Here is a 26,028-nt window from a genome sequence, read left to right as displayed (position 1 = left end):
GCGGGCTCGGCCCACTCCACCTACCAACCGCACGGTTTACCCCGTGGGCTGGGCATCCACCCACCCGCACGTCATCAACGAAAGGCCTTTCGTGCACATCCTCATCATCGGTGCTGGAGGCGTCGGCGCAGCTGCAGCCCGCATCGCGAAGCGACGCAGCTTCTTCGAATCCTGCCTCATCGCTGACTACGACCCCGCTCGCCCCGAAGACCTCGTCGCCGAGCTCGGCGACGACCGCTTCCGCGCCGCCCAAGTGGATGCGTCAGACCCCGCAGCCGTCGAGGCGCTCGTCCGCGACAACGGCGTCACCCATGTCCTCAACGCCGTCGACCCCCGCTTCGTCATGCCCATCTTCACGGGGGTCACCGCAGCCGGCGCCACGTACCTCGACATGGCCATGAGCCTCTCGAAGCCGCACCCCGAGCATCCACACGAGCAGACCGGCGTGAAGCTCGGCGACGAGCAGTTCGAACACGACGCGGCCCTCAAGGAGCGCGGCGTGCTCGCCCTCTGCGGGATCGGCGTCGAGCCCGGCCTGTCCGACGTGTTCGCTCGCTACGCCGAAGACGAGCTCTTCTCTGAGATCGACGAGCTCGGCGTCCGCGACGGCGCCAACCTCACCGTCGAGGGCTACGACTTCGCGCCCTCGTTCTCGATCTGGACCACCATCGAGGAATGCCTCAACCCGCCCGTCATTTACGAGCGCGAGCGCGGCTGGTTCACCACGCCGCCCTTCAGCGAGGCCGAGGTCTTCGACTTCCCCGAGGGCATCGGCCCCGTGGAGTGCGTCAACGTCGAGCACGAGGAGGTGCTCCTCATGCCGCGTTGGACAGGCGCGAAGCGCGTCACCTTCAAGTACGGGCTCGGCCAGGAGTTCATCGACGTCCTCAAGACGCTCCACATGCTCGGCCTCGACAGCACCGAGCCCGTGTCGGTCAAGGGCCAGCAGGTGTCGCCTCGCGACGTCGTCGCCGCAGTGCTCCCCGACCCAGCCAAGCTCGGCGACCGGATGCGCGGCAAGACGTGCGCGGGCGTGCTCGTCACCGGCAAGGGCAAGAACGGCGCGCCCAAGCAGGTGTACCTGTACCACGTGGCCGACAACGAGGAGACGATGGCGAAGGACAACTCGCAGGCCGTCGTCTGGCAGACCGCCATCAACCCGGTCATCGCCCTCGAGCTGCTCGCCACGGGCGTGTGGTCCGGTGCCGGCGTGCTCGCGCCCGAGGCCTTCGATGCGAAGCCGTTCCTCGAGCTGCTCGGCTCGGCGGAGCCCGCCGGCTACGGCTCGCCGTGGCATGTGCAGGACCGCAGCGCGGAGCTCGCGAAGTAGTCCGCGAGCCCTCCTGACCAACTGCAGTGCAATAGTGGCCCGAAAGCTCCGTTTCGGCGCTGCTGGCCCCGATATTGCACTGCAGTTGGTCAGTGGTCGAGGAGCTGCTGGATCTCGGCGGCGGTCGGGATGCTCGGAGAAGCGCCGCGCTTCGAAACGGCGAGAGCCCCGGACGCCGAGCCGAAGCGCACCGCGCCCTCGAGGGAGCGTCCGGCGGCAAGCGCCGCCCCGAGGGCACCCGCGAAGGCGTCTCCGGCCGCGGTCGTGTCGACCGGCTCGACCTCGAAGACGGGGAACGTCTCCAGGTGTTCGCGCGTCACCAGCGTGGTCCCCGACCCGCCGCGTGTGATGAGCACGGCCCCGACGCCGCGGTCGAGGAACCAACGACCCGCGCTGGCGGCGCTCGCCTCCGAGTCGACCTCGATGCCCGTGATCATCCGCGCCTCCGTCTCGTTCGGGGTGACGAAGTCGACCAGGCCCCACACCTCCTCGTCGAGGGAAGCGGCCGGCGCCGGGTCGAGGACCGTCGTGAGCCGCGCATCCCGTGCCGCACGCAGGATGCTCGCGGTCAGCCGCGGCGGCGTCTCGAGCTGGGTGAGCAGCACGGAGCAGGTATCGGCGGAAGCTCGGATGCGCTGCACCGTCGTGGCCTCATCGAGCGCATCGTTGGCGCCGGGCACGATGACGATGGAGTTCTCCCCCTCCTCGTCCACGCGGATGTGCGCGATACCGGTCTCGCCCGCGACCGTTCGCACCCCGTCGACCCCGACGCCGGCCGCGGCGAGTTCACGCACAACCATGTCGCCGAAGACGTCGTCGCCGACGCAGGCGAGGAACGACGTGGGGGCACCGGCCCGAGCGGCCGCGACCGCCTGATTCGCGCCCTTGCCGCCGAGCGCCAGGCTGAAGCCCTCACCCCGAAGCGTCTCGCCGGGCTCAGGGGAGCGCGACGAGAACGCAGTGAGGTCGGTCGAGACGCTGCCGACCACCAGAACGCCGTGTGGCTTCGCGTAGCTCATGCCCGCTTCGAACGCATCGCCTTGAGCTGCTTGAGCGACTCGTCGCCGGCCTTCTCCTCGTACTCGTCGGTGCCGAGCGGCACAAGCGCCACGCGGGCCTCCTCATCGTGATGAAGCCCCCAGCCCCAGCGCTTGCCGAGCGGCGACGCGCGCAAACACGCCTGGCTCTTCGCGAAGAATGCCACCCTCGCATCGGCCCGGTCGGCGTCCGCGATCGCGTTCCGCGCAACGTGGGTCTCGAAGAGCACGTCGTCCGACGTGAACTCGTAGGGATGCTCGCTGAGGAGCTTGTGCTGCAGGCTCGCGATCGTCGGCCCCTTCGCCGACTCCGGTGGGGCCTCGGCCTCATCAACAGGGCAGTCGTCCGCGACCTGGATGAACGTGCGGGTGTAGTTCGTCGTTCCCATGCGCCGAGCATACGGGCGTTGGCGGTCGCCGAGGCGAAACATCGCAGAACATGCCTCCGATGCGCCGAGCCCGGCGACAACTGCATGGTGCACATTCAGCGCACGCAAAGAAGGCCGGACGCGGGGTCCGGCCTTCTTTGCGTGCGCGTCTGGGGGTGACGCGCGACGCGATCGGGGGAAATCGCGCCGTGACCGCTGGTGCGGCCAAGTGGGGTGACTACTGGGCGAGCGTCGCCTGCACGTCGAGGTTGATGGTGACGGTGTCGCCGAGCGTGAGGCCACCGGCCTCGGTCGGTGCGTTCCAGTTCACGCCGAAGTCCTTGCGGTTGATCTTCGTGGTGGCCTCGAAGCCGAGCTTCTTCTGGCCGTAGCCGTCGGTCGTGATGCCACCGAACTCCACGTCGAACGTGACCGGCTTGGTGACGCCGCGGAGCGTGAGCTCGCCGTCGACCTTGACCGAGTCACCCTCGACACGCGTCGCCGACGAGGCGAACGTGAAGGTTGGGAACTCCTCGGCGAGGAAGAAGTCGGATGTCGCGAGGTGCTGGTCGCGAGCGGGCTGCTTCGTGTTGACCGATGCGACCTCGACCTCGGCGTTGACCGTCGACTCTTCGATCGTCTCACCCGTGGTGATGACACCGGAGAACTTCTCGAACCCGCCACGGACCTTGCTGATCGCGAGGTGGCGGACGACAAAGCCGACCTCCGTGTGCGTCGGGTCGATGTTCCAGGTGCCGGCGGTCCAGCCGTTGATGTCTGCTGCGCTGATGCTCATGTCTTCTCCTGAAGGCTCGTGGCGTGCTGTCTGGGTCAAGTCCAGGACAACGTAACACATTGTTGCGGATACAAGTTATTCAAACGCATAGAAATGCGACGGTATTCCGACGCCGAGGGAAATCTTCGGGAACCTGCGCGACGCAGCTCGCGGGACTAGGCCTGCTGCTTCGCAGCCTGACCGACCGACTTCATGAACCGCAGCACGTTCTCATCGACGAAGATGTCGTTCGGCTGCAGCGGGCGCGACAGGTGCAGCCCATCGAGGGCACGGATGCGCGAGAGCGCGACGTAGGTCTGCCCGGGTGAGAAGGCGCGCGAACCCAGATCGACGACCGCGCGATCGTAGGTCTTGCCTTGCGACTTGTGGATCGTGACCGCCCAGGCGAGCCGCAGTGGGAACTGCGTGAACTCCCCCACGACGTCGCGCGACAGCTCGCGCGTATCCGGAGAGTACGAGTACTTCAGCTTCTCCCACACCAGGGGCTCAACCTCGTGCTCGTCGCCATCGATCTCGACGTAGACGGTCTTGTCGATGCGCGTCACCTCCCCGATGGAGCCGTTCACCCAGCGCCCGTCGGAATCGTTGCGAAGGAACATGACCTGCGCGCCGACCTTCAGGTCCAGGCGCTCGTCGGCGGGGAAGTTCCGGCCGCCGAACTCGCCGGAGATGTCGGCGTTCGCGGTCATGGAGGCACCCGGCAGCCGCTCGAGGTTCTGTGCGTTGATGCGCGACACCTGCGCATTGCGTGACGCGAGCGTGATCGTTCCGTCGAGCGGTGCCGGCCTGGCCCCGACCGAATTGAGACGATTCGCCATGTCGGCCGTGACCTGCCCGTACCGGACCGCCGTCAGAATGTTCTTGAACTCATCCTCGTGCTGCCGGTGGATCTCGCGGAGCGCGTGGATGCGCAGCTCCGCTTCCTGCCACACCTTCGCGTCGAAAAACCACAGCGAGCGGTAATGGTCCCGGAAGTACGCGCGCTCGTCAGGGTCGGACGGCGGCACCGGCGCCAACTGGAACGGGTCGCCGAACATGACGATCTGCACGCCACCGAACGCTTCGTTCTTCCGCTGCCGCGCCTGACGCAGCGAGCGATCCATCGCATCCATCAGATCGGCGCTGACCATCGACACCTCGTCGATGACCAACGTGTCGATCTTGTTCAGCAGCTTCCGAACATCACCGTTCTGCTCGATGGGCGCATCCCCGATCACACCGATCGGGAGCTTGAACAGCGAATGGATGGTCTGGCCGCCGACGTTGAGCGCCGCGACGCCCGTCGGGGCGGCGATCACCAGCTGCTTGGAGGTGTGCCACGCAAGGTGATTGAGCAGTGTCGACTTACCCGTGCCAGCGCGGCCAGTCACGAACAGGTGATCGCGGGTGTGCTCGATGGCGTCGAAGACCCCCTGCTGCTCAGGAGTGAGGACGATCGTCACTGCTTCGCCCCCTGTTCCTGCTGTCGCTGCGTCTCCTGCTGCTCCCTGCGCTCCTGCTTGCGCTTCTCCAGCGCCGCCGTGCGCTCCGCCATTTGCGCGAGCTGCGCGTTGTAGGCCTCGAGCTCCGCGTCCCCGTCACGGTCAGCCTTGCGGTCGCGCCGCTTCGCCTCCCTATCGTCGGAACGAGACCACGAGTAGGCCACCAGCATGGCGAGAATCACCGTCGGCACCTCTCCAACACCCCACGCGATGGCGCCCCCGATCTGCTGATCGGTGATCGCATCCGCACCCCACGGCCTGCCCATCGCCCCGTACCAGTCGGCGAGCAGCAGCCCGGTGCCGCTCATGATGCTGAGGCCGAAGAACGCGTGGAACGTCATGACCAGCACCAGCGCGATGAGGCGCATCGGGTACGGCGCGCGCGTGCCGATCGGGTCGATGCCGATGAGCGCATTCGCGAACAGGTAGCCGACGATGAGGAAGTCGGCGATCATCCACATGTGCCCGACGTGGTCGGTGACAGCCCACCGGAACAACGGCGTGTAGTAGAAGACGAGCAGCGATCCCGCGAACACCACCGCAGAGACGATGGGGTGCGAGAAGAACTTCGCCCACTTCGAGTGCACGAACTTCAGCGCCCACTCGCGGGTGCCCAGGCTGCCGTCGTGGCGCGGATGCACCGCTCGCAGCAGCAACGTCATGGGTGCCGAGAGCACGAACATGATCGGCACCAGCATGGTGAGGAACATGTGCTGCGTCATGTGGAAGCTGAAGACGAACTTGCCGTAGACGATGAGCGAGCCGTTGACGAGGTAGAGCAGGATGAGGACGCCGATGACAAACGAGATCGTGCGACCCAGCGGCCAGTCGTCGCCGCGACGTCGCAACCGCAAGACCCCCGCGATGTAGAAGAACAGCCCGAAGAGGCACAGCGTCGTCCACATCGGGTCCAGACGCCACTCGGTCAGTAGCCGGAACGGCTCGAACTCGGGAGGAAGCAGCTCGCCGGTGAGCAGCTGTGCCGGAGTCGGCGACGCGAGCTGATCCGCCGTGACCTCGGTGACCGGCGAGGGCGTGCGGCCAAGCGCGGCGGCGGCACCCGAGGCAATCCCCATAAACGCGAGTTCCAGTGAGATCAGCCAGACCAACGGCTTGCGAGTGGATGCGCCGCGTTCGACGGCCGCGCGCATCCGGTTGATGAGTCCCCGCCGTTGCGCCCACCCGATGAAGCCGAGCGCGACCAGCACGAGTGCCTTCACGATGACGATGACCCCATAGGGCGTGGCCAGTTCAGCAAACGAGCCGATGTTGGCGACGCTCGCGACGACGCCGGATGCGGCGACCACGATGAACGCGACGAGCGCGAGCGAGGAGTAGCGCTCGAGCACGGCAAGACGGCGAACATCGGGGAGCCGCGGAGCGAGGATCGCGAGAACCAGCAGACCTCCGAGCCAGAGCGCCGCCCCCATGTAGTGCAGGGTGATGCCGCCGACGACGGTCTCGTGGTTCGCCGCTCCGGCAGCGTGCCCCTGTGCGCCGAGCGGCCACAGGCAGAAGAACGAGAACGCGGCCGAGAGCCCGACCATCCACGGGCTGCGGCTCGCGAACACCACGATCGAGAGCAGCAGCACCATGCCGATCGCCAGCACCCAGGCCTGACCGAGCTCCAACGAGGTGAAGAAGAAGAGCAGCCCCTGCCCGAACGCGGCGTCCAGCGAGAACGCGGCGTTGGAGATCTGCAGGTACGTGAGAAACGCGGCGGCGACCGTCGAGATGACCCAGGCGGCCGCGCCAGACGAAGCGATGGTCATGGCGCGCTCGAACTCGGGCTGCTTGCGGCTCGCGGCCCACGCCGCGAGCACAAGCGCGCCGATCGTCACCGACGCGGAGAGATTGAGCACCAGACGGGCGATGGGGACGCCCCACATGACGATGGGCCCAGGGTCTGAAACGATGAGCGGCGTCGCGCCCCCACCGTAGGCGAGCCCCCACACCACGGCCGCGAGTGCCGCCAGGAGGAACAGCGCAGGGCCAAGCACGATGGTGCGCTTGGTGTGCAGAGACCAGGAGTCGGCAGCCGCGCGAAGACGGTCGGCCTTGCTCGCGGAATCGGCCGAGACCGCCGTCGTCGCCTCGTCTGCTGAACCGGGGACGAGGGGCGTAGGCATGATGCATCAAGTGTAGATCGTCACCGGCGCGGCGGCCCCGTCATCCACAGGCGGATGCGCGCCGACCGCCACCCGGCCGCCACCCGGGTCTCGGGAACCGGCCCCAGCCCGGCAGCCGGCGAACGCACGCCCCGGCCGGAGAACGAACCTCAGCACACGCGAACGCGGGGCCGCTTCCGAGTGGAAGCGACCCCGCGTGCATTCAGGCGCGAGCGACTACTTAGCTGCAGCCTTGAGCTTCGAGCCAGCCGAGATCTTGACGCCCTTCGAAGCGGCGATCTGGATGGCTTCACCCGTCTGAGGGTTGCGGCCGGTGCGTGCGGCACGAGCGGTCTGCTCAACGGAGAGCCAGCCCGGGATCGTGACCTTGGTGCCCTTGGCAACGTTCGAGGCGAGCTCGCTGAAGAGTGCGTCGAGGACGCTTCCAACAACAGCCTGGCTCTGGCCGGTCTCAGTGGCGATCGCGGCAACGAGTTCGGTCTTGTTCACAGTCTTGTCTGCCATATGTCCTCCTTAGGACGCGGCCCCGCCCTTGCGAGTGCAGCATTTTGGTTTCAGAAGTCCTGCAGTTCCGCGGGATTCCGCGGCAGGACCTTCGTCAACCTACCAAAAGCGGGGCCTCCGGCATGCAGATTCGCCTGACACGCCGAGACTTGCCACCCAATTCCCGGCAAAACCGCGCTCTCATGCCCCAGAAACCATGGTCCTCTATCCTGTAATGCCTCACCATCACCTACGAGAAAGAAGCAAGTGAGTAAACACTCGACATCCTCCGACCAGGAGGGTCACTCTCCCAACCCCCTCGCGTATCGAGGGGGTGACCACGAATGCTAGAGGCCGTCCTGACACTGCTGTTGGGCATCCTCTTGACCCTGGCGATCATCGCCGCGTGCGGATTCTTCGTCGCACAAGAGTTCGCCTACATGTCCGTCGACCGCTCGAGGATGACGGCGCTCGCCGAGAAGGGCGACGCGAAAGCGAAGCGGGTGCTCGCGATCACGAAGCGCACCTCGTTCATGCTGTCCGGCGCGCAGCTCGGCATTACCGTCACGGGCCTGCTCATCGGGTACGTCGCGGAACCACTTATCGGCGAATCGATCGGAACGCTGCTCGGCGGCGTCGGTATCGACCCCGCGATCTCGGTCACGATCGGCACCGTCGGAGCACTGCTCCTCGCGACCATCGTCACGATGATCTTCGGCGAGCTGTACCCGAAGAACCTCGCCATCGCCAGCCCAGAACCACTGGCCAGGGCCCTGGCCGTGCCGACGCGGCTCTACCTGCTCGCGTTCGGCTGGCTCATCTCGGTCTTCGATATCGCTGCGAACGCACTTCTGCGACTGCTGCGCATCGAACCCCTCGAGGACGTCGACGAGAGCGCCACTGCGCGTGATCTCGAAGCGCTCATCGAGGAGTCGCGAGCGAGCGGCGACCTGCCCGACGACCTGTCGATGATCATCGACCGCATTCTCGACTTCCCGCAGCGCGACGTCGAGCACGCCATGGTGCCGCGATCGCAGATCGACTCGATCTCACCCGACACCACGATCCGTGAGGTGCGCGAGCTCATGGCGGCCGGCCACACCAGGTACCCCGTGATCAGTGACGAGGACAACCCTGTCGGCGTGGTCGAGCTCATCGACCTGCTCCAGAGCAACCCGGACGCTGATGCCCCGGTGACGAGCATCATGCGCGAGGCTGTCGTGCTGCCGACCACGATGCTGCTCCCTGTCGCGCTCGACAGGATGCGTCAGACCCGCAACGAGCTCGCCTGCGTCGTCGACGAATACGGCAACTTCGACGGGATCCTCACGATCGAGGACCTCACCGAGGAAGTCATCGGCGAAATCTCCGACGAGCACGACCTGGAGGTCAACGAGATCACGAGCCTGGGCGACGACCAGTGGACGCTGCCGGGAGACGTGCACCTCGACGAGGTCGAGCGCCTCATCGGCCACGATCTGCCGACGGAGATCGCCGAGACGATCGCCGGGCTGGTCATCCACGAGTACGGCGATCTGCCCGAGGTGGGCACCACGCTGCGCATCGACCTCCCCGAAAAGCCCAGCGAGACCATCCAGGACCTGCACATCGAGCGCTGGCTCGACGTAGAGGTCGCGGAAGTCGCGCGGCGCGTGCCCTCGCAGCTCATCGTGCACCTTCGCGAGCGCGACCTCGACGACGACTCGTCCGACGAGGCTCCGCAGATCGACGGGACGGCGCCTGCCGTGCCGGTTTCAGCCCACACTGAGGAGGTCGCCCGATGAGCTGGTGGATGGTCACGATCATCACGACGGCCCTGATCGTCGCGAGCGCCTTCTTCGTCATCGTCGAGTTCGCGCTGCTCGCTGCCCGCCGGCACCGTCTCGAGGAGGAAGCGGAGACGAGTGCCTCAGCGAGGGCAGCGCTTCGTGGCCTGAACGAGCTGACCGTGATGCTCGCGTTCGCGCAGCTCGGCATCACCGCCTGCACCTTCCTGCTGGGTGCCGTCACGAAGCCCGCCATCGACTACGCCCTGTCACCGGTCTTCGAGGCATGGGGTCTGCCCTACGTGCTCGCGGACATCATCGCCTTCATGCTCGCCCTCATCGTCGTGACGTTCCTGCACCTCGTGATCGGCGAGATGGCCCCGAAGTCGTGGGCGATCGCGCATCCGGAGACTGCGGCGAAGGCGACGGGAATCGCGGCGCGAGCACTCACCTGGCCGTTGCGCCCGTTCCTGCTGTGGATCAACCACATCGCGAACCGCCTCGTGAAGGCGTCAGGAGTGGAGCCCGTCGAGAAGGCGGCAGCGGGCGGGCAGGATGCGGATACGATCCGTGAGCTCGTCGCGCACTCCAAGGCGGCGGGAACGCTCGAGGAGCAGTACTCGGAGCCGATTGCCCGCGCGATCGCACTGAGCACGCTCACCGTTGGCGACATCGTCCGCACCGATCGCGTTCCGACCTCGGTTCCGTCGACCGCGTCGGTGGCTGACGTGCAGGCCGTTGCCGCCTCGTCCGGCCACCTGCGTATCCTCGTCGGATCCGGCGTGCAGTCGCAGGTCGCGCACGTTCGAGACACGCTCGCCGTGCCCTCGGACACGCCGGTCTCGGCCATCGCGCGACGCGCGTTCGTCGTCACTCCGGAGCAGTCGGCACACGACACGCTTGCGGGCATGCGCCGCGCACGCGTGCAGATCGCCACCGTCGTCAAGGACGACCGCCTTGTCGGCGTCGTCACCCTCGACGATCTGCTGCGCGAGATGCTGCCAGGTTCGAGTGAGGCGACGCTGATCGCTCGCTAAGGCCCAGGTCCGCCTCGCGGCCCTCGTGCTCCGTTCCTCTCAAGGCTCGGAACTCGAGGGCCGTTCGGCGTTACCGGCGCTTGATTTCAGGGAAGTCGTCGTCGCGCCACTCCCCCTCGAGGCGTGCGCCCTCGGCTTCGATCTCGCGGTTTCGCAGCTCGACGCGTCGGATCTTCCCCGACGCGGTCTTGGGGAGCTCGAAGAACTCGAGCCGACGGACGCGCATGTACGGCGGCATGGCTGCCCGTGCGTGCCGCAGCACCTCCAGCGCGGTCTGCCGGTTCGCCTCCCAGCCTGCGGCGAGCGTGACGTACGCCTTGGTGATGTTGAGCTTCGTCGCATCCGGTGCGCCGACCACCCCAGCTTCGGCGACGGCGTCGTGTTCGAGGAGGATGCTCTCGACCTCGAACGGCGACACCTTGAAGTCCGACGACTTGAACACGTCGTCGGTGCGCCCGACGAAGGTGATGCATCCGCTTTCGTCGCGGACCGCGACGTCGCCAGTGTGGAAGAAGCCGTCGCGCACGGCGTTGTCGGTTGCGGCCGGCGAGCCGAGGTACTCGGTCATGAGGTTCAACGGCCGTTCGCCGCGCATGTCGAGGCAGATCTCGCCCTCGTCCCCCTCGGAGCCAGTGACCGGGTCGAGCAGCACGACGTTCATGCCTGGCAGCGGATGCCCCATGGCACCTGGCTTGATGACGGAGCCCGGCGCATTCGCAATGAGCGCCGTCGTCTCGGTCTGGCCGTAGCCGTCGCGGATCTCGAGACCCCACCAGTCGTGGATGCGCGCGATGACCTCGGGGTTGAGCGGCTCGCCGGCAGACAGCAGCTCGCGCATGGCGCCCGGCCTCGGCGTTCTGCCGTGCTGCACCAGGATGCGCCACACGGTGGGCGGGGCGCAGAACGAAGTCGCGCCTGCCCGGTCGAGCTGCTCGAGCAGCAGGGCTGCGTCGAAGCGCTGGTAGTTGACGACAAAGACCGTCGCCTCGGCGTTCCAGGGCGCGAAGAAGCTGCTCCAGGCGTGCTTGCCCCAGCCTGCGGCGCTGATGGCGAGGTGCACGCCTCCCGGTTCGACGCCGATCCAGTACATCGTGGACAGGTGGCCAACCGGGTAGGAGCGGTGCGAGTGGACGACGATCTTCGGGTGGCTCGTCGTACCTGAGGTGAAGTAGATGAGCGCGGCGTCGTCGCTGGAGGTCTGCTTCTCGACCGGGGTGTCAGGGGCATCGTAGATGTCGTTGAAGTCGAGCCATGCCTCGCGCGCAGCCCCCTCGAGGCCGGCGCCGACCTGCACGATGCGGTAGCTGCCGAGGACGTTGTCGAACTTCACCGCGTCGGCCTCCTCGGCGATAACGAGGCGCACCCGTGCTCGCTCGACGCGATCGTCGAGATCGTGCGGCCCGAGCACCACCGAGGTGGGGAGAATGACGGCACCGAGCTTCAACGCCCCGAGCATCGCCTCCCACAGTTCCCGGCGGTTGCCGAGCATGAGCATGATGACGTCGCCGCGGCGGATGCCCTGCTCGGCCAGCCAGTTCGCGACCCGGTTCGAGCGGAGCCTCAGGTCGTCGAAGCTGTACTTCGCCTCACTGCCGTCGTCTTCCACGATCCAGAGCGCAGTGCGCGGGTTGTCTGCCGCGATGTCGTCGAACCAGTCGAGTGCCCAGTTGAAGCTGTCGCCGACGTCGGGCCAATCGAACTCCAGGCGCGCGCGTTCCGCATCCGTGCGAAGGGCGAGCAGCTGGTCACGTGCGTTGCGGAAGGCCTCTACGCCTCGAACATCTGACATGCGTGCCATTCTCATGCACGCCGCCGACATTCCGCCGCCGCCGTGGGCGTTGCCCCGGAATCAGCGCGGTGGCAGGTAGTCGAGCAGTTCGCCCGGCTTGCATTCGAGCACGGCACAGAGCCGGGCGAGCGTCTCGAAGCGCACGGCCTTCGCGCGGTTGTTCTTCAGCACGGACAGGTTGACGACGCTGATGCCAACGCGCTCCGACAGCTCCACGAGCGTGATGCCGCGCCTGGCCATGATCTCGCCGAGGTGACACACGATGTAGTGCGGCTCTTCGAGGGGGTCGGGCGTCATCAGACGAGCCCTTCCTGATCGAGCTGAAGGCGGGCGCCGCGGCGCATGATGAGGTTCACGACGAGCAAGATCACGAGGATGAGCAGGAAGGTCCACGTCTGATCCAGGATCGTCGGCTCCGGCGCATCCGCACCGTCCCACCCGAGCTTCGCGATGGTCCAGTTCGTGCCGAGCAGTTCGAAGAAGCCGGGGGCTGCGAGCGCCATGACCACCAGGCCCGACGACCAGTCGAGGAGGCGGATGCTCTTGCGGCCGAAGAAGTCGCCCTTCGCGAGGTTTCTCACGAAGAAGAAGAGCACGCAGACCGCGGCCACGCTGAGGAGGGCGCCGATGGCCTGCCCGATGAGCAGCAGCACCAGTGCTCCCGTTGGAAGGAGGTCGCCGGCGACGAGCATCGTCGAGGCGCCCTGGAGGGGAATGTCGGCTCCGACCGGGGCGGGCAGCGAGACAGCCGCCCCCTCGAACGACGCGTTGACCCTGACGCTGCCGTCGACGAAGTAGCCGACGAGGTTCTCGAGCGGCTTGAGGACCACGAGCCCTGCTGCGGCGATGCCGAGGGGCCAGAGGTATCCGAGTTCTTTCGCTTCGCGGTCGATGCCTGCCGCGTTCTGTCGTGCGTTCATGGTCATCCTCCATATCGTTTCTCGATATGCATAACGATAAACGATATGGCCGGATGCGCAACCCCCCGGGCCCTAAGGGCGCGGTGATGCGGAGACACGAAACCCCCGAGCGAGAACGCTCGGGGGTTTCGGGAAAGCTCGACGCCAGTGCTGGCGGGCTGGTGCCTACCAGCTCGACTTCGTGATGCCTGGCAGCTCACCGCGGTGCGCCATGTCGCGGAAGCGGACACGCGAGATGCCGAACTTCGAGACGTGGCCGCGGGGGCGTCCGTCGATGCTGTCGCGGTTGCGAACGCGGACCGGCGAAGCGTTGCGGGGAAGCTTCTGCAGGCCGACGCGAGCTGCCTCGCGCGACTCGTCGGTGCCGTTCGGGTCGACAAGCGCCTTCTTGAGCTCTGCGCGGCGTTCCGCGTAGCGCTCGACGATGACCTTGCGCTGCTCGTTCTTGGCGATCTTGCTCTTCTTGGCCATGTTTAGCGCTCCTCTCGGAATTCGACGTGCTTGCGGATGACCGGGTCGTACTTCTTGAGCACGAGGCGGTCAGGCGTGTTGCGACGGTTCTTCTTCGTCACGTACGTGTAGCCCGTTCCAGCGGTGGAGCGGAGCTTGATGATCGGACGAACGTCCTGGCTCTTCTTCGCCATTAGAACTTGACTCCCTTCGCACGAAGCTCAGCGACGACGGACTCGATGCCGCGTGCGTCGATGACCTTGATGCCCTTCGCCGAAAGCGTCAGCGTGATCGTGCGCTTCATGGAAGGCACGAAGTACTTCTTCTTCTGGATGTTCGGGTCGAACCGACGGTTGGTCCGTCGGTGCGAGTGCGAGATGTTGTGACCGAATCCGGGAACCGCCCCGGTCACCTGGCACACTGCTGCCATTGTTTCCTCCGTAGATACCGCGGGAACCAGAAGGCCCCGCCCAAGATCTCTTGTCTGCGTCGATGGCGGTTGCACACCAACACGGTCGCGCCGGAGGGGAACCCCGACGCACCAAGGATCGAGCTTAGGCGACACGCCCGAGAGAGCGCAAGCCTGAAACCAGAGTGTGTGCGCGGCAGAGTGCCACACTCGAGCATGGCCTCCTCCTCCACGTTCTTCCCTCCCTGCGGTCCGATTCGGGGGTGGACACAGGAGTGGCCTGGTGCCCGGCTCGTACGCGCCACGGGCATCCGCTACGCCGACGCCAACAGGTTCGAGCCGCCGGTTCCCGCACCAGATCACGCGCAGGTCTTCGAGGCGACGAGCTGGTCGCCCGCGTGCCCGCAGCCGCCGATGCCGGTACTCGAGGAGGTGCTCGGGAGCGGCATCGGCGACCTCGGCGTCGACGAGCGCTGCCAGCACCTGTCGATCACACTCCCCGCCGACCTCGAGCGCAACGAGCGATTGCCGGTGATGGTCTGGATCCACGGCGGCTCGTACGTCTCAGCAGCGGGAGACGCGCCGGTCATGGACCCAGCCCCGCTGGTCGCGGAGCAGCGCGTGGTGGCCGTGAACGTGACCTTCCGTCTCGGCCTCTTCGGCTTCCTCGGGGGCACGGATGCGAGACCCGCGAACCTGGGGCTGCTCGACATCATCGAGGCGTTCCGGTGGGTGCAGCGCAACATCGCGGCGTTCGGCGGCGACCCCGACCAGGTGACGGCGTACGGGCAGTCGGCGGGCGCCCACGCGATCGCGCAACTCCTGGCCCTCCCGGAAGCGCCGACCCTCTTCCGGCGGGCGATCATCCAGAGCGCCCCGCTGAACGTCGCGGGCGGCCGCGAGGAGATGCAGGGCAGGATGCTCGACGCCACCGCCGCCCTCACCCCGGATTCGGCAGTCGCCGACGTGGTGCGGGCGCAGGCGGCTGCGCTCCATGTGGCGGCCGAGTATGGCCTGCAGGGCGCGATGTCGTTCAGTCCGCAGCACGGCCAGCATCCGCTGCCGGACACCGCCGGAGTGCTCGCGGCACGTGCTGCGAACGCAGGCTCGATCGAGCTGCTCGTCGGCTGGACGACCGAGGAGGCGCTCCTGTTCGTGCCGCGCATTCCCGTGACGAAGCGGATGCGCGAGCTGCCGATCGTCGGGCGGCCGCTTACCGGGCTCGTCATGCGCGCGCTGACCTGGCTGGTCTACACACGCGACGCGGCCAGGCTCGTACGGCGCCACGTGCGGGCCGGCGGGCGCGCATCCACGTACATCGTGAGCTGGAAGGCACCGCACAACGTGTGGGGCGCTTCCCACATGATCGACCTGCCACTGCTCTTCGGCAGCCAGGAGACCTGGGCCAAGGCTCCCCTCGTGCGGGGTGCGAGCTGGGCGGAGATCGACCGCGAAGGCAAGCGGATGCGCGCCGTCTGGGCCGACTTCGCGCGGGGCTCCCTGCCCGCGGCGACCGACAGCATCCGCGGGGTGGTGCGGTTCCGCCGGCGCGGGGCACGCAGGCGCTGACGACCTCAGCCCAAGAACGCGAGCGCGACCGGGGCGATGACCAGCGCTGGCAGCAGGTCTCCGACCGGAATCGCGCGGAGCGGAACGAGCCGCACGCCGAGCGCGATGAGGATGAGCCCGCCGACCGCGGACAGGCCGTCGATCTGCGCGTCGCTGAAGACGTCTCCCGCCAGGAACCCGACGAGCGTAAACGCGCCCTGCAGGATGCCCACGGGGACTGCGGCGAAGAGCACGCCCTTCCCGAACGTCGACGCGAACGCCATCGCCGCGAATCCGTCGAGTACCGCCTTGACATACAGCTGCTCGGCACCAAGGCCGAGGCCGTCGGAGATGGGGCCCAGGATCGCGAGCGGTCCGACGCAGAAGAGGAGCGTCGCGGTGACCATCCCGTCGACGAAGCGGTTGTCGCCGTCGGATTCGCTGGTGAGGCGCCCGCGCACCCAGGCTGCGGCGCTCTCGAGACGGTCCTCGATGCGCATCCACGACCCGAACAGCGCGCCGAACACGAGCGAGAGCAGGATGACGATCATCGCGAAGGGGCCTGCGGCGTCCGCGAGCGCCTCGGACCCCATATCGACGACGCTCATGCCCCCGAGCACGATCACGAACAGGCCGAGAACCGCGGTCACGGTTGCCTTGGTCCGCTCCGTGAGGCGGTCGCCGAGGAGCATGCCGAGCAACCCGCCGACGAGGATGAGGGCGACGTTCACCAACGTCCCTGACCCGATGATCACGCTCCGATTATGTCGCCGCCGCGACCGGGTCGCGGACCCAGAAGATCAAGGCTGACCGGACGGACCGATATCGCAGCACAGTTGGGTTGGCGGCCGCGCCGCAGCACCTGCAACTTACGGTGGCGGATGCGTCCCTCGAGAACTCGCCCGCGCCGCCGTCAAGGTCGCCTGGAACCGGTACGCGCTGGCGCGGTAATTCGAAGTACTCAAGTGCAGGGGCGCTCCGTGTTGGTTGTAGCTCAGCTCTTCGCCGACGAGCACCGGATCGCTCGCATCGACGCCGAGCGCGGCAGCAATACTTCCCGCGAGCGCGGCCGAGACGATGAAGTCGCTGCGTGATGGTGTCGCGCCATGGTTGCTCATGAGCTCATAGAGGGAGCGATCGACGAAGGACTCCTCGTCGAGGCCCGGCGTCAACCACAGCGCTATGACTGATCGTTCGACACAGATCGGCTCGCCCTCCAGGAGACGAACGCGTTCGAGCTCCAGGACACGGTCGGAGTCGCGCGGTTGCAGCCGCTGGCGCTCCTCGTGGCTCGCGAAGCGCGTCAGCTGGTGTGTGACCTGCGTCTGCACCGAAAGACCGCGGCGTCTGGCCATCTCCGTGAAGCTGAGCAACTGACGCGGGGGCGGACCGTACGGAACGTTCGTGACGAACCAACCCGACTGCGGGGCGGGCGCGACATCGCCCTGTGCCGCGAGGAGGCTGAGCGCTTTGCGCAGTGTCGAGCGGCTCACCTCGAACTGCTCGCTGAGCACCCGCTCTGGTGGCAGGCGCCCAGAAGGGGCCATCTCCTGCGATCGGATGTACTCCAAGAGACGCCCCGCGACGGCCCGCGCGAGCAGGGAAGCGGGCACTGTAGCCGTGGTCGCCCGTTGTGTGGTCCGCTCGAGGTCTTCCATGCCAGCACACTATAGACCAAAGCATTCCAATTGGCACGAAGTGCGCCAGGCCATTCCGTGAAGAGTCCGCGCCTGCCTAAACTCCGAGGCAGCTCAACCGACCAAGAAAGACCAATCATGCATACGGAAAGGACCAATGCATGACAAAACAACTCGTAGCACTCGCCGGCCATGGTGACATCGCGCCCGGCATGCGCAGCGCCGCAACCCTCATCCTCGGAGAAAGGGACGACCTGCGCGCCCTGCCCTCCTACTCCGGTGATGTGAATGCCATCCGCCACCACGTCGACGCCCTGCTCGACGAACTGGGGGACGCCGACACCCTCATCCTGGTGAGCGACCTCCTCGGGGGCAGCGTCAGCAACACGCTTCTCGAATATCAGCACGACAACCGCGTTCATCAGATCACCGGCATGACCCTGTCGCTCGTTCTCGAACTGCTGACGACCCAGCCTGTCAGCGCGGACGGTGCCATCGACGCGGCACTGATGGATCGCGCCCGTGCCGCCGTGACGGTCTTGCCTCTCCCCCACTCCGATCAGGAAGACGACTTCTGATGATTCAACTGCTCCGAGTCGACCACCGGCTCATCCACGGTCAAGTGGTCATGTCGTGGGTGCGAACCCTGGACCCGACCGCCATCCTCATCGCCAACGACAGCGTGCCGTCAGACGAACTGCGCAAGAGCACGCTCAAGCTCGCGAAGCCCGCCGATGTCAAGCTCGTCATCAAAACGGTCGCCGACTCGATCGAGGCCATCAACTCCGGCAAGACAGACAGTTACCGACTGCTGATCCTGACCGACAACGTGACGGACGCTATCCGCCTCGCCGACGGCTGCCCCGATGTGCAGCACATCAACCTCGGCGGCACGAAGCGACTCGAGGGAACGACGCCCCTCACCAACACCGTCAACCTCACCGACGATGAGCTCGAGGGGCTTCGCGCACTCACCACCCGGGGCATCGAGGTGGAGGCACGAGCAGTCGCCACGGATCGCAAGGTGCCGCTCGCCGCCAACGGGAGCGCCCCCGCATGATCACCGCGCTCACACTCTTCATCGCCGCGCTGGCGCTCGGGCTCATCGACCTCTTCCTAGGACGCAACCTCGCCATCCGCCCCATCGTCACGGGAACCGTCGTCGGGTTCATCCTGGGCGACCCGGTCACCGGCATGGCGATCGGAGCGACCCTTGAGCTCGCGTTCATCGGCCTCTTCACCGTCGGCGGCGCGATGCCCCCGGAGATCCTCACCGGCGGGATGCTGGCAACAGCCCTTGCGATCAACGCCGGGGCAGGACCGGAGACGGCGCTCGTACTCGCATTCCCGATCGCCGCCCTCGGACTCATCGTGAAGAACCTGCACTTCGTCTTCGTCGCCCCGGCGCTCCTCCACCGGGCCGACACGTATGTCGACCGAGGCTCGATCCGTGGCGTCAGCGCCATGCACATCCTGTCCGGGTTCCTCTGGATCTTCTGGCTCGCATCCGTGGTCGGCATCTCCTACGCGGTTGGCAGCGAAGCCATCGGGGCACTCGTCGCGGCCATCCCCGAACCGGTCACGGTGGGACTCCAAGTCGCCACGGGAATCCTCCCGGCCCTTGGTTTCGCGCTCCTCGGCCGGATGCTCATCAACAAGAGAGTCATGCCGTTCTTCTTCATCGGCTTCCTGCTCGTCACGTACGGAGGCATCCCGATCGTGGGGCTCGCCGCGGGGGCGGCAATGATCGCCTGGGTCCTCGTCGACGCGGAACGCCGCCGCAACAGCGCACAGCAGCCAGCACTCGCCATGAACGGAGCAGACGATGACTTCTGACACCGCAGCATCCGACCCCCGCCTCGCAGAGTCGGGCCCAGAGGCACCGACGACGCAGACGGGCAGGATCACCACCGCCGTGCTGAACCGCATGTACCTGAGGGCCCTGAGCATCGAGGCGTCATTCAACTACGAGCGCCAGCAGGGCCTCGGGTTCGCCTACTCCATGATCCCCGCCGTCAGGGCGCTCTACGAGAAGGAGACCGACCAGGCCGGGGCTCTGAAAAAGCACCTCGAGTTCTTCAACACCACCCCGTACGTGGCCGGCGCGATCGTGGGAGTCTCCACCGCAGTCGAGGAGCAGCTCAGCCAAGATCCGACCCTCGCACCTTCCACGGCGAACAGTGTCAAGGCCGCACTCATGGGTCCCCTCGCGGGGATCGGCGATTCCCTCTACTGGGGCACCATCCGGCTCCTGGTCACCGGCATCGGCGTCTCGCTCGCGATGGCGGGAAACATCCTCGGACCGATCATCTTCCTCCTCGGCTTCAACCTCCCCGTGCAGCTGCTGTCCTACCTGTACCTGCGATCCGGATACAAGTTCGGCACCAAGCTGCTGCAGCGCATCTCCGGCAGCGACGCCATGTCGAGCCTCACCTACGGGGCCGGCATCGTGGGTCTCATGGTCATCGGCGGACTCACGGCCTCCATGGTCTCGGTGTACGTGCCGCTGCAATTCGAAGTCGGCGAGGGGGTCAGCTCGATCCAGACGGACGTGCTCGACGGCATCATGCCGGGCATTCTCGGCCTCGGCGCGTTCTGGCTCGTGTACTGGCTCCTCGGCAAGGGATGGAAGACGACCTGGGTCCTGCTCGCCATCTTCGCCGTCGGCCTTCTCGGCGCGCTCACCGGCGTGCTGGGCACCGCGCCATAATCCCTGACTGACAACCCGAAGGAATCACACCATGACAACGATGCTGGACTGCATCAACGAACAACCCCTCAGCTGCGAGCAGATCCTCGCCAACGAGGCCGCGAACTTTGCGGAGCTCGACCACCTCCTCGAACAACGCCAGCTGCGACGCATCCTCATCCTGGCGACGGGATCCTCCCTCAATGCCGTGCACGCAGTCGAGCGGCACCTCGAGGTGGTCGCCGGAATCCTGACGAAGGTCGTCGAGCCGTTCACCTACTCCGAATACGAGAGCCTGGACAACGACTTCGACCTGGTCGTCGCGGTCTCGCAACGCGGGACGAGCTCTTCAACCATCGACGCCGTGAAGGCGGCCCGACTCCGAGTCGCAGCGCCCATCCTGATCGTGACGGCTGACACCCGGAGCCCGCTCGCGGCGCTCGGTGACTGCCGCCTCGACATCGGTTGCGGTGACGAGGCCGTGCGCTACTCGACGAAGGGTGTCAGCGCGACTGTCCTCACCCTGCTCCTCATGTCGGTTCGACTTGCGGAGCACGGAGAGCGAACGGTTCGGGAGGCGCTCGGCCGGCCCGGCATCGTCGCAGCCGTGGCATCGACAGGCGCCGTCATTGATCGCGCTGAGCGGTACTACGAAGAGCACCGGAAGGAGCTCGAAGCGGCAACCCGAATCTCTGTGCTCGGCTTCGGACCGAATGTCGGCACCGCGGTGGAAGCTGAGACGAAGATCATCGAGACGGTTCGTGTTCCTGTCCAGGGGATGGAACTCGAGGCGTACATGCACGGGCCGCTGTTCGAGCTGCGCCCCGAGTACACCCTCTTCCTCACCGAGGTGCGCGGAACCACTTCAGCTGAGCGGCTCCGGCAGTTCGCGGACTTCGCTTCGGGCCATTGCGACCACGTCCACATCGTGACCTCAGGGACCAGCACGGGCAGAGAGCAGGAACTGGCTCTCGACGTGCAGATCGCCGAAGAAATCTCCCCACTCTTGATGATCCTTCCCTACCAGGTGCTCGCGTATCGCATGTCGGCATCGCGAAACATAGACCTCATCGAACCGGCGTTCCCCGACTTCCGCTCGGCCATGCGAACCAAAGTCGCGGGATAAATGTCCTTGCACGAGGGGTGATCAGATGCCGAGGTCACCCCTCGTTGGAGCCTCCGACTTCCTCCACCGAGAAGACGTAGTAGGTGTGGCCCGGAGCGGTGACCTCGACCACTCTCCCGCCGGGAATGTCGCGTGGCTCACCGGTGGTGAGGGTCGGGTGGTCGACGCGCCACGCATCCACGTCGTCGACGAAGTACATGGGCCCGCCGGGTCCCCACCCTGGCTCGTCGTCGAGCATCAGCTCGATCTCGAGCTCGGGCATCTGCAGCGACACGGTGTGCTCGCCTTCCCGCCACGCCTCCTCCCAGCCGAGGTCGAGGTAGTGCTGCACGGCCGCGTCGAGGTCGTCGACGGGCTGGAACTGGAAGGTCAGGATCATGAGGTCTCCCGGGTCGGCGTGCGGACGCGATGCTCTGAACGTAGCCGCGGCGGTGCCCGCGGGGCCAGGAGCCGATTCCGAATCGTGATGCGCACGGTGCGCGTCGGTATCGTTCTGTGACCGGATGCGTGCCGTCGCCTTCCTAGAGTCGGTGCATGCCCCACCGCCACCTCGCTACGACCTCACTCGTCTGCGCCGCGCTCGTGCTGCTCGCGGGATGCGCCCAGCAGGATCCCGCGAGCGCCCCGCAGCCCACCCCCACTTCGTCGTCGATCGCTGCGGACGCGAGCGAGGTGGCATCGGAAGGGCAGCCGTCGCAGTCCTCGCTCGAGGGCATCCCGCTGGTGGAGATGACGCGGCAGCCGGTCGAGGTGCAGATGACGCAGTGCCTCACACAGCAGGCGAGGTGGGTCGACCTGCCAGGCGGGAAGACATCGTCAGATCTCTACACTCGAATCGCGGCGAACGAGCAGGAACTGCTGTTCCTCCTGCGCGACCAGGTGGGCGGCTTCGACAACGTCGATGTCGCGGAGGGCACTGGGCCTCGCGGCACGGTCCGTGTGTCGGTCGTCGGCGCTCAAGACGGCGGGGGTGACGCTGCGGCGACATGGCGCGGGTTGCGGGATGCGTCGCCCGAGGTGGAGGCCGCTGCCGCCGCGATCGAGTCGGAGGGCGCGTCGTTCTCTGCCGAGTTCGTCGACTTCTCGTACGCGACGCTCTGCCAGGCGGAGCTCGCCGTCATGGCGCTGTGGACGAGCAACGATGAGGGCTTGACCTCGGTGCGCATGGATGTCGAGCGCAACCGCGTCATCCTGGGGGTCGACGAGGCATTGTTCAGCGACGCCTACCGCCAGCGGCTGCTCGCGACCGCGCCGGCCGGTGTCTTCGAGTTCGAACCGCTCGACTAGTCGTCGGCCGCGGTCCACCTCCCACGGGACGCACCGACAACGGGCCTACGCTGGCCCGCATGACTGCGACCACGCACGCGGGTGTCACCTTCCAGAACCGCTTCGCGCGGGAGTTTCCCGAGCTCGGTTCCCCGTGGCAGTCGGAGGCGGCTCCCGCTCCGCGACTTGTCGTGCTCAACGAGCGGCTCGCCGCTGACCTCGGCTTCGATGCCGACTTCCTCCGCACTCCCGAGGGCGTCTCACTGCTGCTCGGGGCGACGCTTCCGGCAGGTGCCTCCCCGGTGGCGCAGGCGTACGCGGGCCATCAGTTCGGCCAGTATTCGCCGCGCCTCGGTGATGGGCGTGCGCTGCTGCTGGGGGAGGTGGCGGATGCTCGCGGCGAGCTGCGAGATGTCCATCTGAAAGGTTCGGGGCGCACGCCGTACGCTCGCGGCGGCGACGGGCGTGCGGTGCTCGGCCCGATGCTGCGAGAGTTCCTCGTGAGTGAGGCGATGCATGCGCTCGGCATTCCGACGACGAGGTCGCTCGCGGTCGTCACGACCGGACGCCTGGTGCAGCGGGACGACGTGCTTCCTGGCGCGGTGCTCACGCGTGTCGCGAGCAGCCATCTGCGCGTGGGCTCGTTCCAGTTCGCCAGGGCCACCGGCGACGTGGAATTGCTGCGACGCCTCGCCGATCACGCCATCGCTCGCCATCACCCCTCCGCCTCCGACGCGGAGAACCCCTACCTGGCGTTCTTCGAGCGCGTCGTCACCGCGCAGGCCGAACTGGTGGCGCAGTGGATGCTCGTGGGTTTCGTGCACGGGGTCATGAACACCGACAACATGACGATTTCGGGCGAGACGATCGACTATGGTCCGTGCGCGTTCCTCGACGCGTTCGACCCCGATGCGGTGTTCAGCTCGATCGACGTCCAGGGGCGCTACGCGTTCCGCAATCAACCGCACGCGGCCGGGTGGAACCTCGCCAGGTTCGCGGAGGCGCTCCTCCCCCTGTTCCACGCGGACGAGACGGAGGCGATCGCCCTCGCGGAGCGGTCCCTCTCGGCGATCGGGCCCACCTACCAGCGCGCCTGGACTGCCGGCATGCGGCGGAAGCTGGGACTTGCCGACGAGGTCGACGCCGAGACGGCGGAGCGGCACATCGGCGAACTGCTGGCGATCATGCAGCGCGGCGGCGCCGACTACACGGCGACGTTCCGAGCCCTCAGCGCCGTCGCTCGCGGCTCGCGGGCTGCGGCGCTCGATGTCGTCGGCGAGGCAGCCCCCGCGTTGCGCACCTGGAGCCAGACGTGGCTGCGGCTCGCCCCCGACGCCACTGCGATGGACACGGTCAACCCGGTCTACATTCCACGGAACCACCTGGTCGAGGAAGCACTCGCGGCCGCGGAGCGCGACGATTTGGGCCCTTTCGGCGAGCTGCTCGGCGCGGTCACAGCTCCCTACGCCGAGCGGCCAGGGCTGGAGCGCTTCGCGGAAGGCGCACCGCCGGAGTTCGGGAGCTACCAGACGTTCTGCGGCACCTGAGGATCGGAACAGGCTCAACCGAACGGGCGATCTGAATGTCGGTGCGTCTTCTTAGACTCGTGCCATGACCGCGCAGACATCGAAGGCCTCGCCCCTCGTGGACGAACTGGCGTTCGACGGCTCGCTGCAGGGTGACCTGGTCACCGAGAGCGATCGCCGGTCGGCGGAGGGCCCAGTCGAGCGTCGCCGATGGCGGCCGTGGATGCGGGCGGTCGCGGTCTCGCTCGGCTCCTTGGTCGCGGGGGCGCTGGTGTTCATCCTCACGTTGGCCGCCCAGTTGGAGGACCCGGCAACCGATTCAGAGTCCGCCGCGTTCTTCGCGTTCCTCGCCGTGAACCTCGTCATCGGACTCGGAGCAAGCATCGCCATAGGGCCGGTTCGCGGCTCTCGCGCGGGCAACCTGTGGATCGTCGCGCTCGGCCTGACCAGCTCGCTGGCGTTCCCGGCGTGGCTCATCGCGGTCATGCGGCTCGGAGCGCGACGTTCCCTGCCCTTGGATGCGCTGGTCGTCTGCGTTGTGGTCGCCGGGGGCATCCTCTGGAACTGGTTCGAGACGAGCGTCTCCGGCCGCCCGCCGATGGAGGCCCCGTTCTTCTTCATCATCGTCGTCGCGCTGTCGACGGTCATCGCGTTGCTCTTCGGGCGCTCGCGGGGCACGCGCGCCGCCCTGATCACCTCGCTGCGCGCGCAGGCCGCATCCGCCGAGCGAGAGCGCGCAGCGCTCGCACAGAGCCGCGCCTCCGATCTCGAGCGCGCCCGCGCCGAGGAGCGGGCGGCGATCGCGCGCGACATGCATGACTCCATCTCGCACGACCTTGCGGTGGTGGCGACGCAGGCTGGGGCTCTCGCGTATCGCAGCGACCTGTCGCCCGAGCTCGTGCGGGAGACCGCGGCCACCGTGCGCGAGTCGGCGGCGCGAGCGAATGCGCGTCTGCGCGAGGTGCTGCAGGGAATGCGAGAGCCGAAGAGCGGCGATCGAGGCGACGCGCCGCTCCCCGACCTCCAAGCCCTCCGCTCGCTCCTCGAGACGGGCGCGCCGACGCGGCAGCCGCCGTTGGTGACCTGGCACGCGATCGGGCCCGACGACCTTGCGAGACTGACCGAGGAGCGCATCCGCGCCCTGCATCGCACGCTCGCCGAGCTGCTCGTCAACGCGGGCAAGCACGCGCCGAGCGCCGAGGTGCGCGTCGATCTCGCGGGCGACGCCCCTGGCGCAGCGACAGGCACTGACGCAGACGGTGACGCGCAGCTCCGCGTCACCGTTGCGAACGCCCATGAGGCACGTGAGATTCCGGCGCTCGGGACCGGCTATGGGCTCATCGGCGCTCGCGAGCGCGTCGGCCTCGTCGGCGGCTCGTTGACGGTCGAAGCCGCGCAGCACGAGTTCGTCGTAGAAGTGAGGCTGCCGTGGTGACCACAGAGTCTGCCGCCATCCGGGTGCTCATCGTCGACGACGAAGTCGGCATCCGCGTGGGTCTGCGCCTGCTCATCGACGGCACCAAGGGCATTCGCGTCGTCGGCGAGGGCACCGACGGCGAGGCGGCGCTCCGGCTTGCCGACGAGCACGACCCCGACGTGATCCTCATGGACGTGCGCATGCCGGGGCTCACCGGCATCGACGCCGTGCAGCGACTCACGGACGGCGGCGCGCGGGCGAAGGTCGTCATGCTCACGGCGTTCGACACCGAGGAGTTCCTGCTGGACGCGCTGCGAGCGGGGGCGGTCTCGTTCCTGCTGAAAGATGCGCCGCCGGAGGACATCGTCGGCGCTGTCCTCGACGCCGCCCAGGGACGAGCCACGTTCTCGCCGAGCGCTCTCGACCGGCTCGTCAGGGCAGCGGCGAGCGGAGGTGTCCGCGACGCCGGGGTGCAGCAACGCACCGGCGAACCCGAGCGGAGCCAGACCACGCCAGTGGCCGATCCCCGCCTCGAGAGCGTGACCGGCCGTGAGCGCGAGATCGCGCGGTACGTGGCGCAGGGCATGACCAACGCCGAGATCGCGGCTGCTCTCTACGTCAGCCAGGCCACGGTCAAGACGCATCTGGCGAGTCTGTTCGCGAAACTGCACGTCACGAACCGGGTGCAGCTCGCGTTGCTCGCGCTCGAGTGGGACGCCGCGGAGCGCGCCTGAGCACAGGCCACGGCACAAGCCACGTCAGCCCGCGAACGAATCGCGCCAGCCACGAGTTGGAAACGATGCGGCCCCGGGCCGAGCCACACC

Annotated in this window: 28 protein-coding genes; 13 read left to right on the top strand and 15 right to left on the bottom strand. The window is 67.2% G+C overall.

The window, feature by feature from the left end; translation table 11 throughout:
- The first annotated feature begins 91 nt into the window (after positions 1–91).
- Positions 92–1,330 carry a saccharopine dehydrogenase family protein gene (locus tag ACPYN9_RS11365; RefSeq protein WP_424466657.1) on the top strand — a complete coding sequence of 413 codons (1,239 nt, stop codon included), beginning with the start codon at positions 92–94 and terminating at the stop codon, positions 1,328–1,330.
- An 89-nt stretch (positions 1,331–1,419) separates the two neighbouring features.
- On the opposite strand, the gene rbsK is transcribed toward ACPYN9_RS11365, so the two are convergent.
- The 6 genes from rbsK to ACPYN9_RS11335 all read right to left on the bottom strand — a co-directional run bounded on the left by rbsK (position 1,420) and on the right by ACPYN9_RS11335 (position 7,645).
- On the bottom strand, positions 1,420–2,349 hold the full coding sequence (gene rbsK / locus ACPYN9_RS11360; RefSeq protein WP_424466637.1) for a ribokinase: 930 nt from the start codon (positions 2,347–2,349) through the stop codon (positions 1,420–1,422).
- Complete coding sequence (locus tag ACPYN9_RS11355; protein ID WP_424466636.1) at positions 2,346–2,756, bottom strand: DUF6157 family protein; 411 nt, start codon at positions 2,754–2,756, stop codon at positions 2,346–2,348. Before ACPYN9_RS11355 ends, rbsK begins: the two co-directional genes overlap by 4 nt.
- Before the next feature lie 217 nt (positions 2,757–2,973).
- Positions 2,974–3,531: a YceI family protein gene (locus ACPYN9_RS11350; RefSeq protein ID WP_424466635.1), complete on the bottom strand. Its 558-nt coding sequence runs from the start codon at positions 3,529–3,531 to the stop codon at positions 2,974–2,976.
- A gap of 155 nt (positions 3,532–3,686) precedes the next feature.
- Positions 3,687–4,973 carry an ATP-dependent DNA helicase gene (locus ACPYN9_RS11345; protein WP_424466634.1) on the bottom strand — a complete coding sequence of 429 codons (1,287 nt, stop codon included), beginning with the start codon at positions 4,971–4,973 and terminating at the stop codon, positions 3,687–3,689.
- Positions 4,970–7,141, bottom strand: a complete 2,172-nt coding sequence (locus ACPYN9_RS11340) for a cytochrome c oxidase assembly protein (protein ID WP_424466633.1) — start codon at positions 7,139–7,141, stop codon at positions 4,970–4,972. Before ACPYN9_RS11340 ends, ACPYN9_RS11345 begins: the two co-directional genes overlap by 4 nt.
- Positions 7,142–7,357: 216 nt before the next feature.
- Positions 7,358–7,645, bottom strand: a complete 288-nt coding sequence (locus tag ACPYN9_RS11335) for an HU family DNA-binding protein (protein ID WP_068483913.1) — start codon at positions 7,643–7,645, stop codon at positions 7,358–7,360.
- Positions 7,646–7,968: 323 nt separating this feature from the next.
- On the opposite strand from ACPYN9_RS11335, the gene ACPYN9_RS11330 reads away from it, so the two are divergent.
- Both ACPYN9_RS11330 and ACPYN9_RS11325 read left to right on the top strand, forming a co-directional pair.
- Positions 7,969–9,408, top strand: a complete 1,440-nt coding sequence (locus ACPYN9_RS11330; RefSeq protein WP_424466632.1) for a hemolysin family protein — start codon at positions 7,969–7,971, stop codon at positions 9,406–9,408.
- Positions 9,405–10,427 (top strand): CNNM domain-containing protein, encoded by a 1,023-nt coding sequence (locus tag ACPYN9_RS11325; RefSeq protein ID WP_424466631.1) that lies wholly within the window; start codon positions 9,405–9,407, stop codon positions 10,425–10,427. The genes ACPYN9_RS11330 and ACPYN9_RS11325 overlap by 4 nt, the downstream gene beginning before the upstream one ends.
- A 70-nt stretch (positions 10,428–10,497) precedes the next feature.
- On the opposite strand, the gene ACPYN9_RS11320 is transcribed toward ACPYN9_RS11325, so the two are convergent.
- The 6 genes from ACPYN9_RS11320 to rpmB form a co-directional block, all read right to left on the bottom strand.
- Positions 10,498–12,216: an AMP-binding protein gene (locus tag ACPYN9_RS11320; protein WP_424466630.1), complete on the bottom strand. Its 1,719-nt coding sequence runs from the start codon at positions 12,214–12,216 to the stop codon at positions 10,498–10,500.
- Positions 12,217–12,276: 60 nt separating this feature from the next.
- Positions 12,277–12,513 (bottom strand): helix-turn-helix domain-containing protein, encoded by a 237-nt coding sequence (locus ACPYN9_RS11315; protein ID WP_424466629.1) that lies wholly within the window; start codon positions 12,511–12,513, stop codon positions 12,277–12,279.
- Positions 12,513–13,136: a hypothetical protein gene (locus tag ACPYN9_RS11310; RefSeq protein WP_424466628.1), complete on the bottom strand. Its 624-nt coding sequence runs from the start codon at positions 13,134–13,136 to the stop codon at positions 12,513–12,515. Before ACPYN9_RS11310 ends, ACPYN9_RS11315 begins: the two co-directional genes overlap by 1 nt.
- A gap of 165 nt (positions 13,137–13,301) precedes the next feature.
- Entirely contained in the window at positions 13,302–13,607 is a 306-nt protein-coding gene (gene rpsN, locus ACPYN9_RS11305; RefSeq protein WP_068483923.1) for a 30S ribosomal protein S14, read from the bottom strand.
- A 2-nt stretch (positions 13,608–13,609) separates the two neighbouring features.
- Entirely contained in the window at positions 13,610–13,780 is a 171-nt protein-coding gene (gene rpmG / locus ACPYN9_RS11300) for a 50S ribosomal protein L33 (RefSeq protein WP_068483925.1), read from the bottom strand.
- Positions 13,780–14,016 carry a 50S ribosomal protein L28 gene (gene rpmB / locus ACPYN9_RS11295; RefSeq protein ID WP_068483927.1) on the bottom strand — a complete coding sequence of 79 codons (237 nt, stop codon included), beginning with the start codon at positions 14,014–14,016 and terminating at the stop codon, positions 13,780–13,782. Before rpmB ends, rpmG begins: the two co-directional genes overlap by 1 nt.
- A 195-nt stretch (positions 14,017–14,211) precedes the next feature.
- Between rpmB and ACPYN9_RS11290 the strand changes: the two genes are divergently transcribed.
- A complete protein-coding gene (locus ACPYN9_RS11290) occupies positions 14,212–15,564 on the top strand; it encodes a carboxylesterase family protein (protein ID WP_424466627.1) in 1,353 nt (450 codons plus the stop codon).
- Positions 15,565–15,569: 5 nt separating this feature from the next.
- Here the strand turns inward: ACPYN9_RS11290 and ACPYN9_RS11285 are convergent, their stop codons facing one another.
- Entirely contained in the window at positions 15,570–16,298 is a 729-nt protein-coding gene (locus tag ACPYN9_RS11285; RefSeq protein WP_424466626.1) for a DUF554 domain-containing protein, read from the bottom strand.
- A 114-nt stretch (positions 16,299–16,412) separates the two neighbouring features.
- Positions 16,413–17,201 carry a GntR family transcriptional regulator gene (locus tag ACPYN9_RS11280; RefSeq protein WP_424466625.1) on the bottom strand — a complete coding sequence of 263 codons (789 nt, stop codon included), beginning with the start codon at positions 17,199–17,201 and terminating at the stop codon, positions 16,413–16,415.
- Positions 17,202–17,341: 140 nt separating this feature from the next.
- Between ACPYN9_RS11280 and ACPYN9_RS11275 the strand changes: the two genes are divergently transcribed.
- The 5 genes from ACPYN9_RS11275 to ACPYN9_RS11255 are packed head-to-tail and all read left to right on the top strand — an operon-like array spanning position 17,342 to position 20,995.
- A complete protein-coding gene (locus tag ACPYN9_RS11275) occupies positions 17,342–17,758 on the top strand; it encodes a PTS sugar transporter subunit IIA (protein ID WP_424466624.1) in 417 nt (138 codons plus the stop codon).
- Positions 17,758–18,240: a PTS sugar transporter subunit IIB gene (locus tag ACPYN9_RS11270; protein ID WP_424466622.1), complete on the top strand. Its 483-nt coding sequence runs from the start codon at positions 17,758–17,760 to the stop codon at positions 18,238–18,240. The genes ACPYN9_RS11275 and ACPYN9_RS11270 overlap by 1 nt, the downstream gene beginning before the upstream one ends.
- Positions 18,237–19,016, top strand: coding sequence for a PTS mannose/fructose/sorbose/N-acetylgalactosamine transporter subunit IIC (locus ACPYN9_RS11265; protein WP_424466620.1), 780 nt, complete (start codon positions 18,237–18,239; stop codon positions 19,014–19,016). The genes ACPYN9_RS11270 and ACPYN9_RS11265 overlap by 4 nt, the downstream gene beginning before the upstream one ends.
- Positions 19,006–19,890, top strand: coding sequence for a PTS system mannose/fructose/sorbose family transporter subunit IID (locus ACPYN9_RS11260; RefSeq protein WP_424466618.1), 885 nt, complete (start codon positions 19,006–19,008; stop codon positions 19,888–19,890). Before ACPYN9_RS11265 ends, ACPYN9_RS11260 begins: the two co-directional genes overlap by 11 nt.
- 31 nt (positions 19,891–19,921) lie before the next feature.
- Positions 19,922–20,995, top strand: coding sequence for an SIS domain-containing protein (locus ACPYN9_RS11255; RefSeq protein WP_424466617.1), 1,074 nt, complete (start codon positions 19,922–19,924; stop codon positions 20,993–20,995).
- 34 nt (positions 20,996–21,029) lie between these two features.
- Here the strand turns inward: ACPYN9_RS11255 and ACPYN9_RS11250 are convergent, their stop codons facing one another.
- On the bottom strand, positions 21,030–21,374 hold the full coding sequence (locus ACPYN9_RS11250; protein ID WP_424466615.1) for a hypothetical protein: 345 nt from the start codon (positions 21,372–21,374) through the stop codon (positions 21,030–21,032).
- Positions 21,375–21,529: 155 nt separating this feature from the next.
- On the opposite strand from ACPYN9_RS11250, the gene ACPYN9_RS11245 reads away from it, so the two are divergent.
- The 4 genes from ACPYN9_RS11245 to ACPYN9_RS11230 all read left to right on the top strand — a co-directional run bounded on the left by ACPYN9_RS11245 (position 21,530) and on the right by ACPYN9_RS11230 (position 25,938).
- Positions 21,530–22,282 carry a hypothetical protein gene (locus ACPYN9_RS11245; RefSeq protein WP_424466613.1) on the top strand — a complete coding sequence of 251 codons (753 nt, stop codon included), beginning with the start codon at positions 21,530–21,532 and terminating at the stop codon, positions 22,280–22,282.
- Positions 22,283–22,341: 59 nt separating this feature from the next.
- Positions 22,342–23,808 (top strand): protein adenylyltransferase SelO, encoded by a 1,467-nt coding sequence (locus ACPYN9_RS11240; RefSeq protein WP_424466611.1) that lies wholly within the window; start codon positions 22,342–22,344, stop codon positions 23,806–23,808.
- A gap of 64 nt (positions 23,809–23,872) precedes the next feature.
- A complete protein-coding gene (locus ACPYN9_RS11235) occupies positions 23,873–25,222 on the top strand; it encodes a sensor histidine kinase (protein WP_424466609.1) in 1,350 nt (449 codons plus the stop codon).
- Positions 25,219–25,938, top strand: a complete 720-nt coding sequence (locus tag ACPYN9_RS11230; RefSeq protein WP_424466607.1) for a response regulator — start codon at positions 25,219–25,221, stop codon at positions 25,936–25,938. The genes ACPYN9_RS11235 and ACPYN9_RS11230 overlap by 4 nt, the downstream gene beginning before the upstream one ends.
- Positions 25,939–26,028 lie beyond the last annotated feature (90 nt).

The sequence above is a fragment of the Pseudoclavibacter helvolus genome (assembly GCF_049707175.1).
GTDB classification, from domain to species: Bacteria; Actinomycetota; Actinomycetes; order Actinomycetales; family Microbacteriaceae; genus Pseudoclavibacter; species Pseudoclavibacter helvolus_A.
This window is presented reverse-complemented; position numbering and strand designations above follow the sequence as displayed.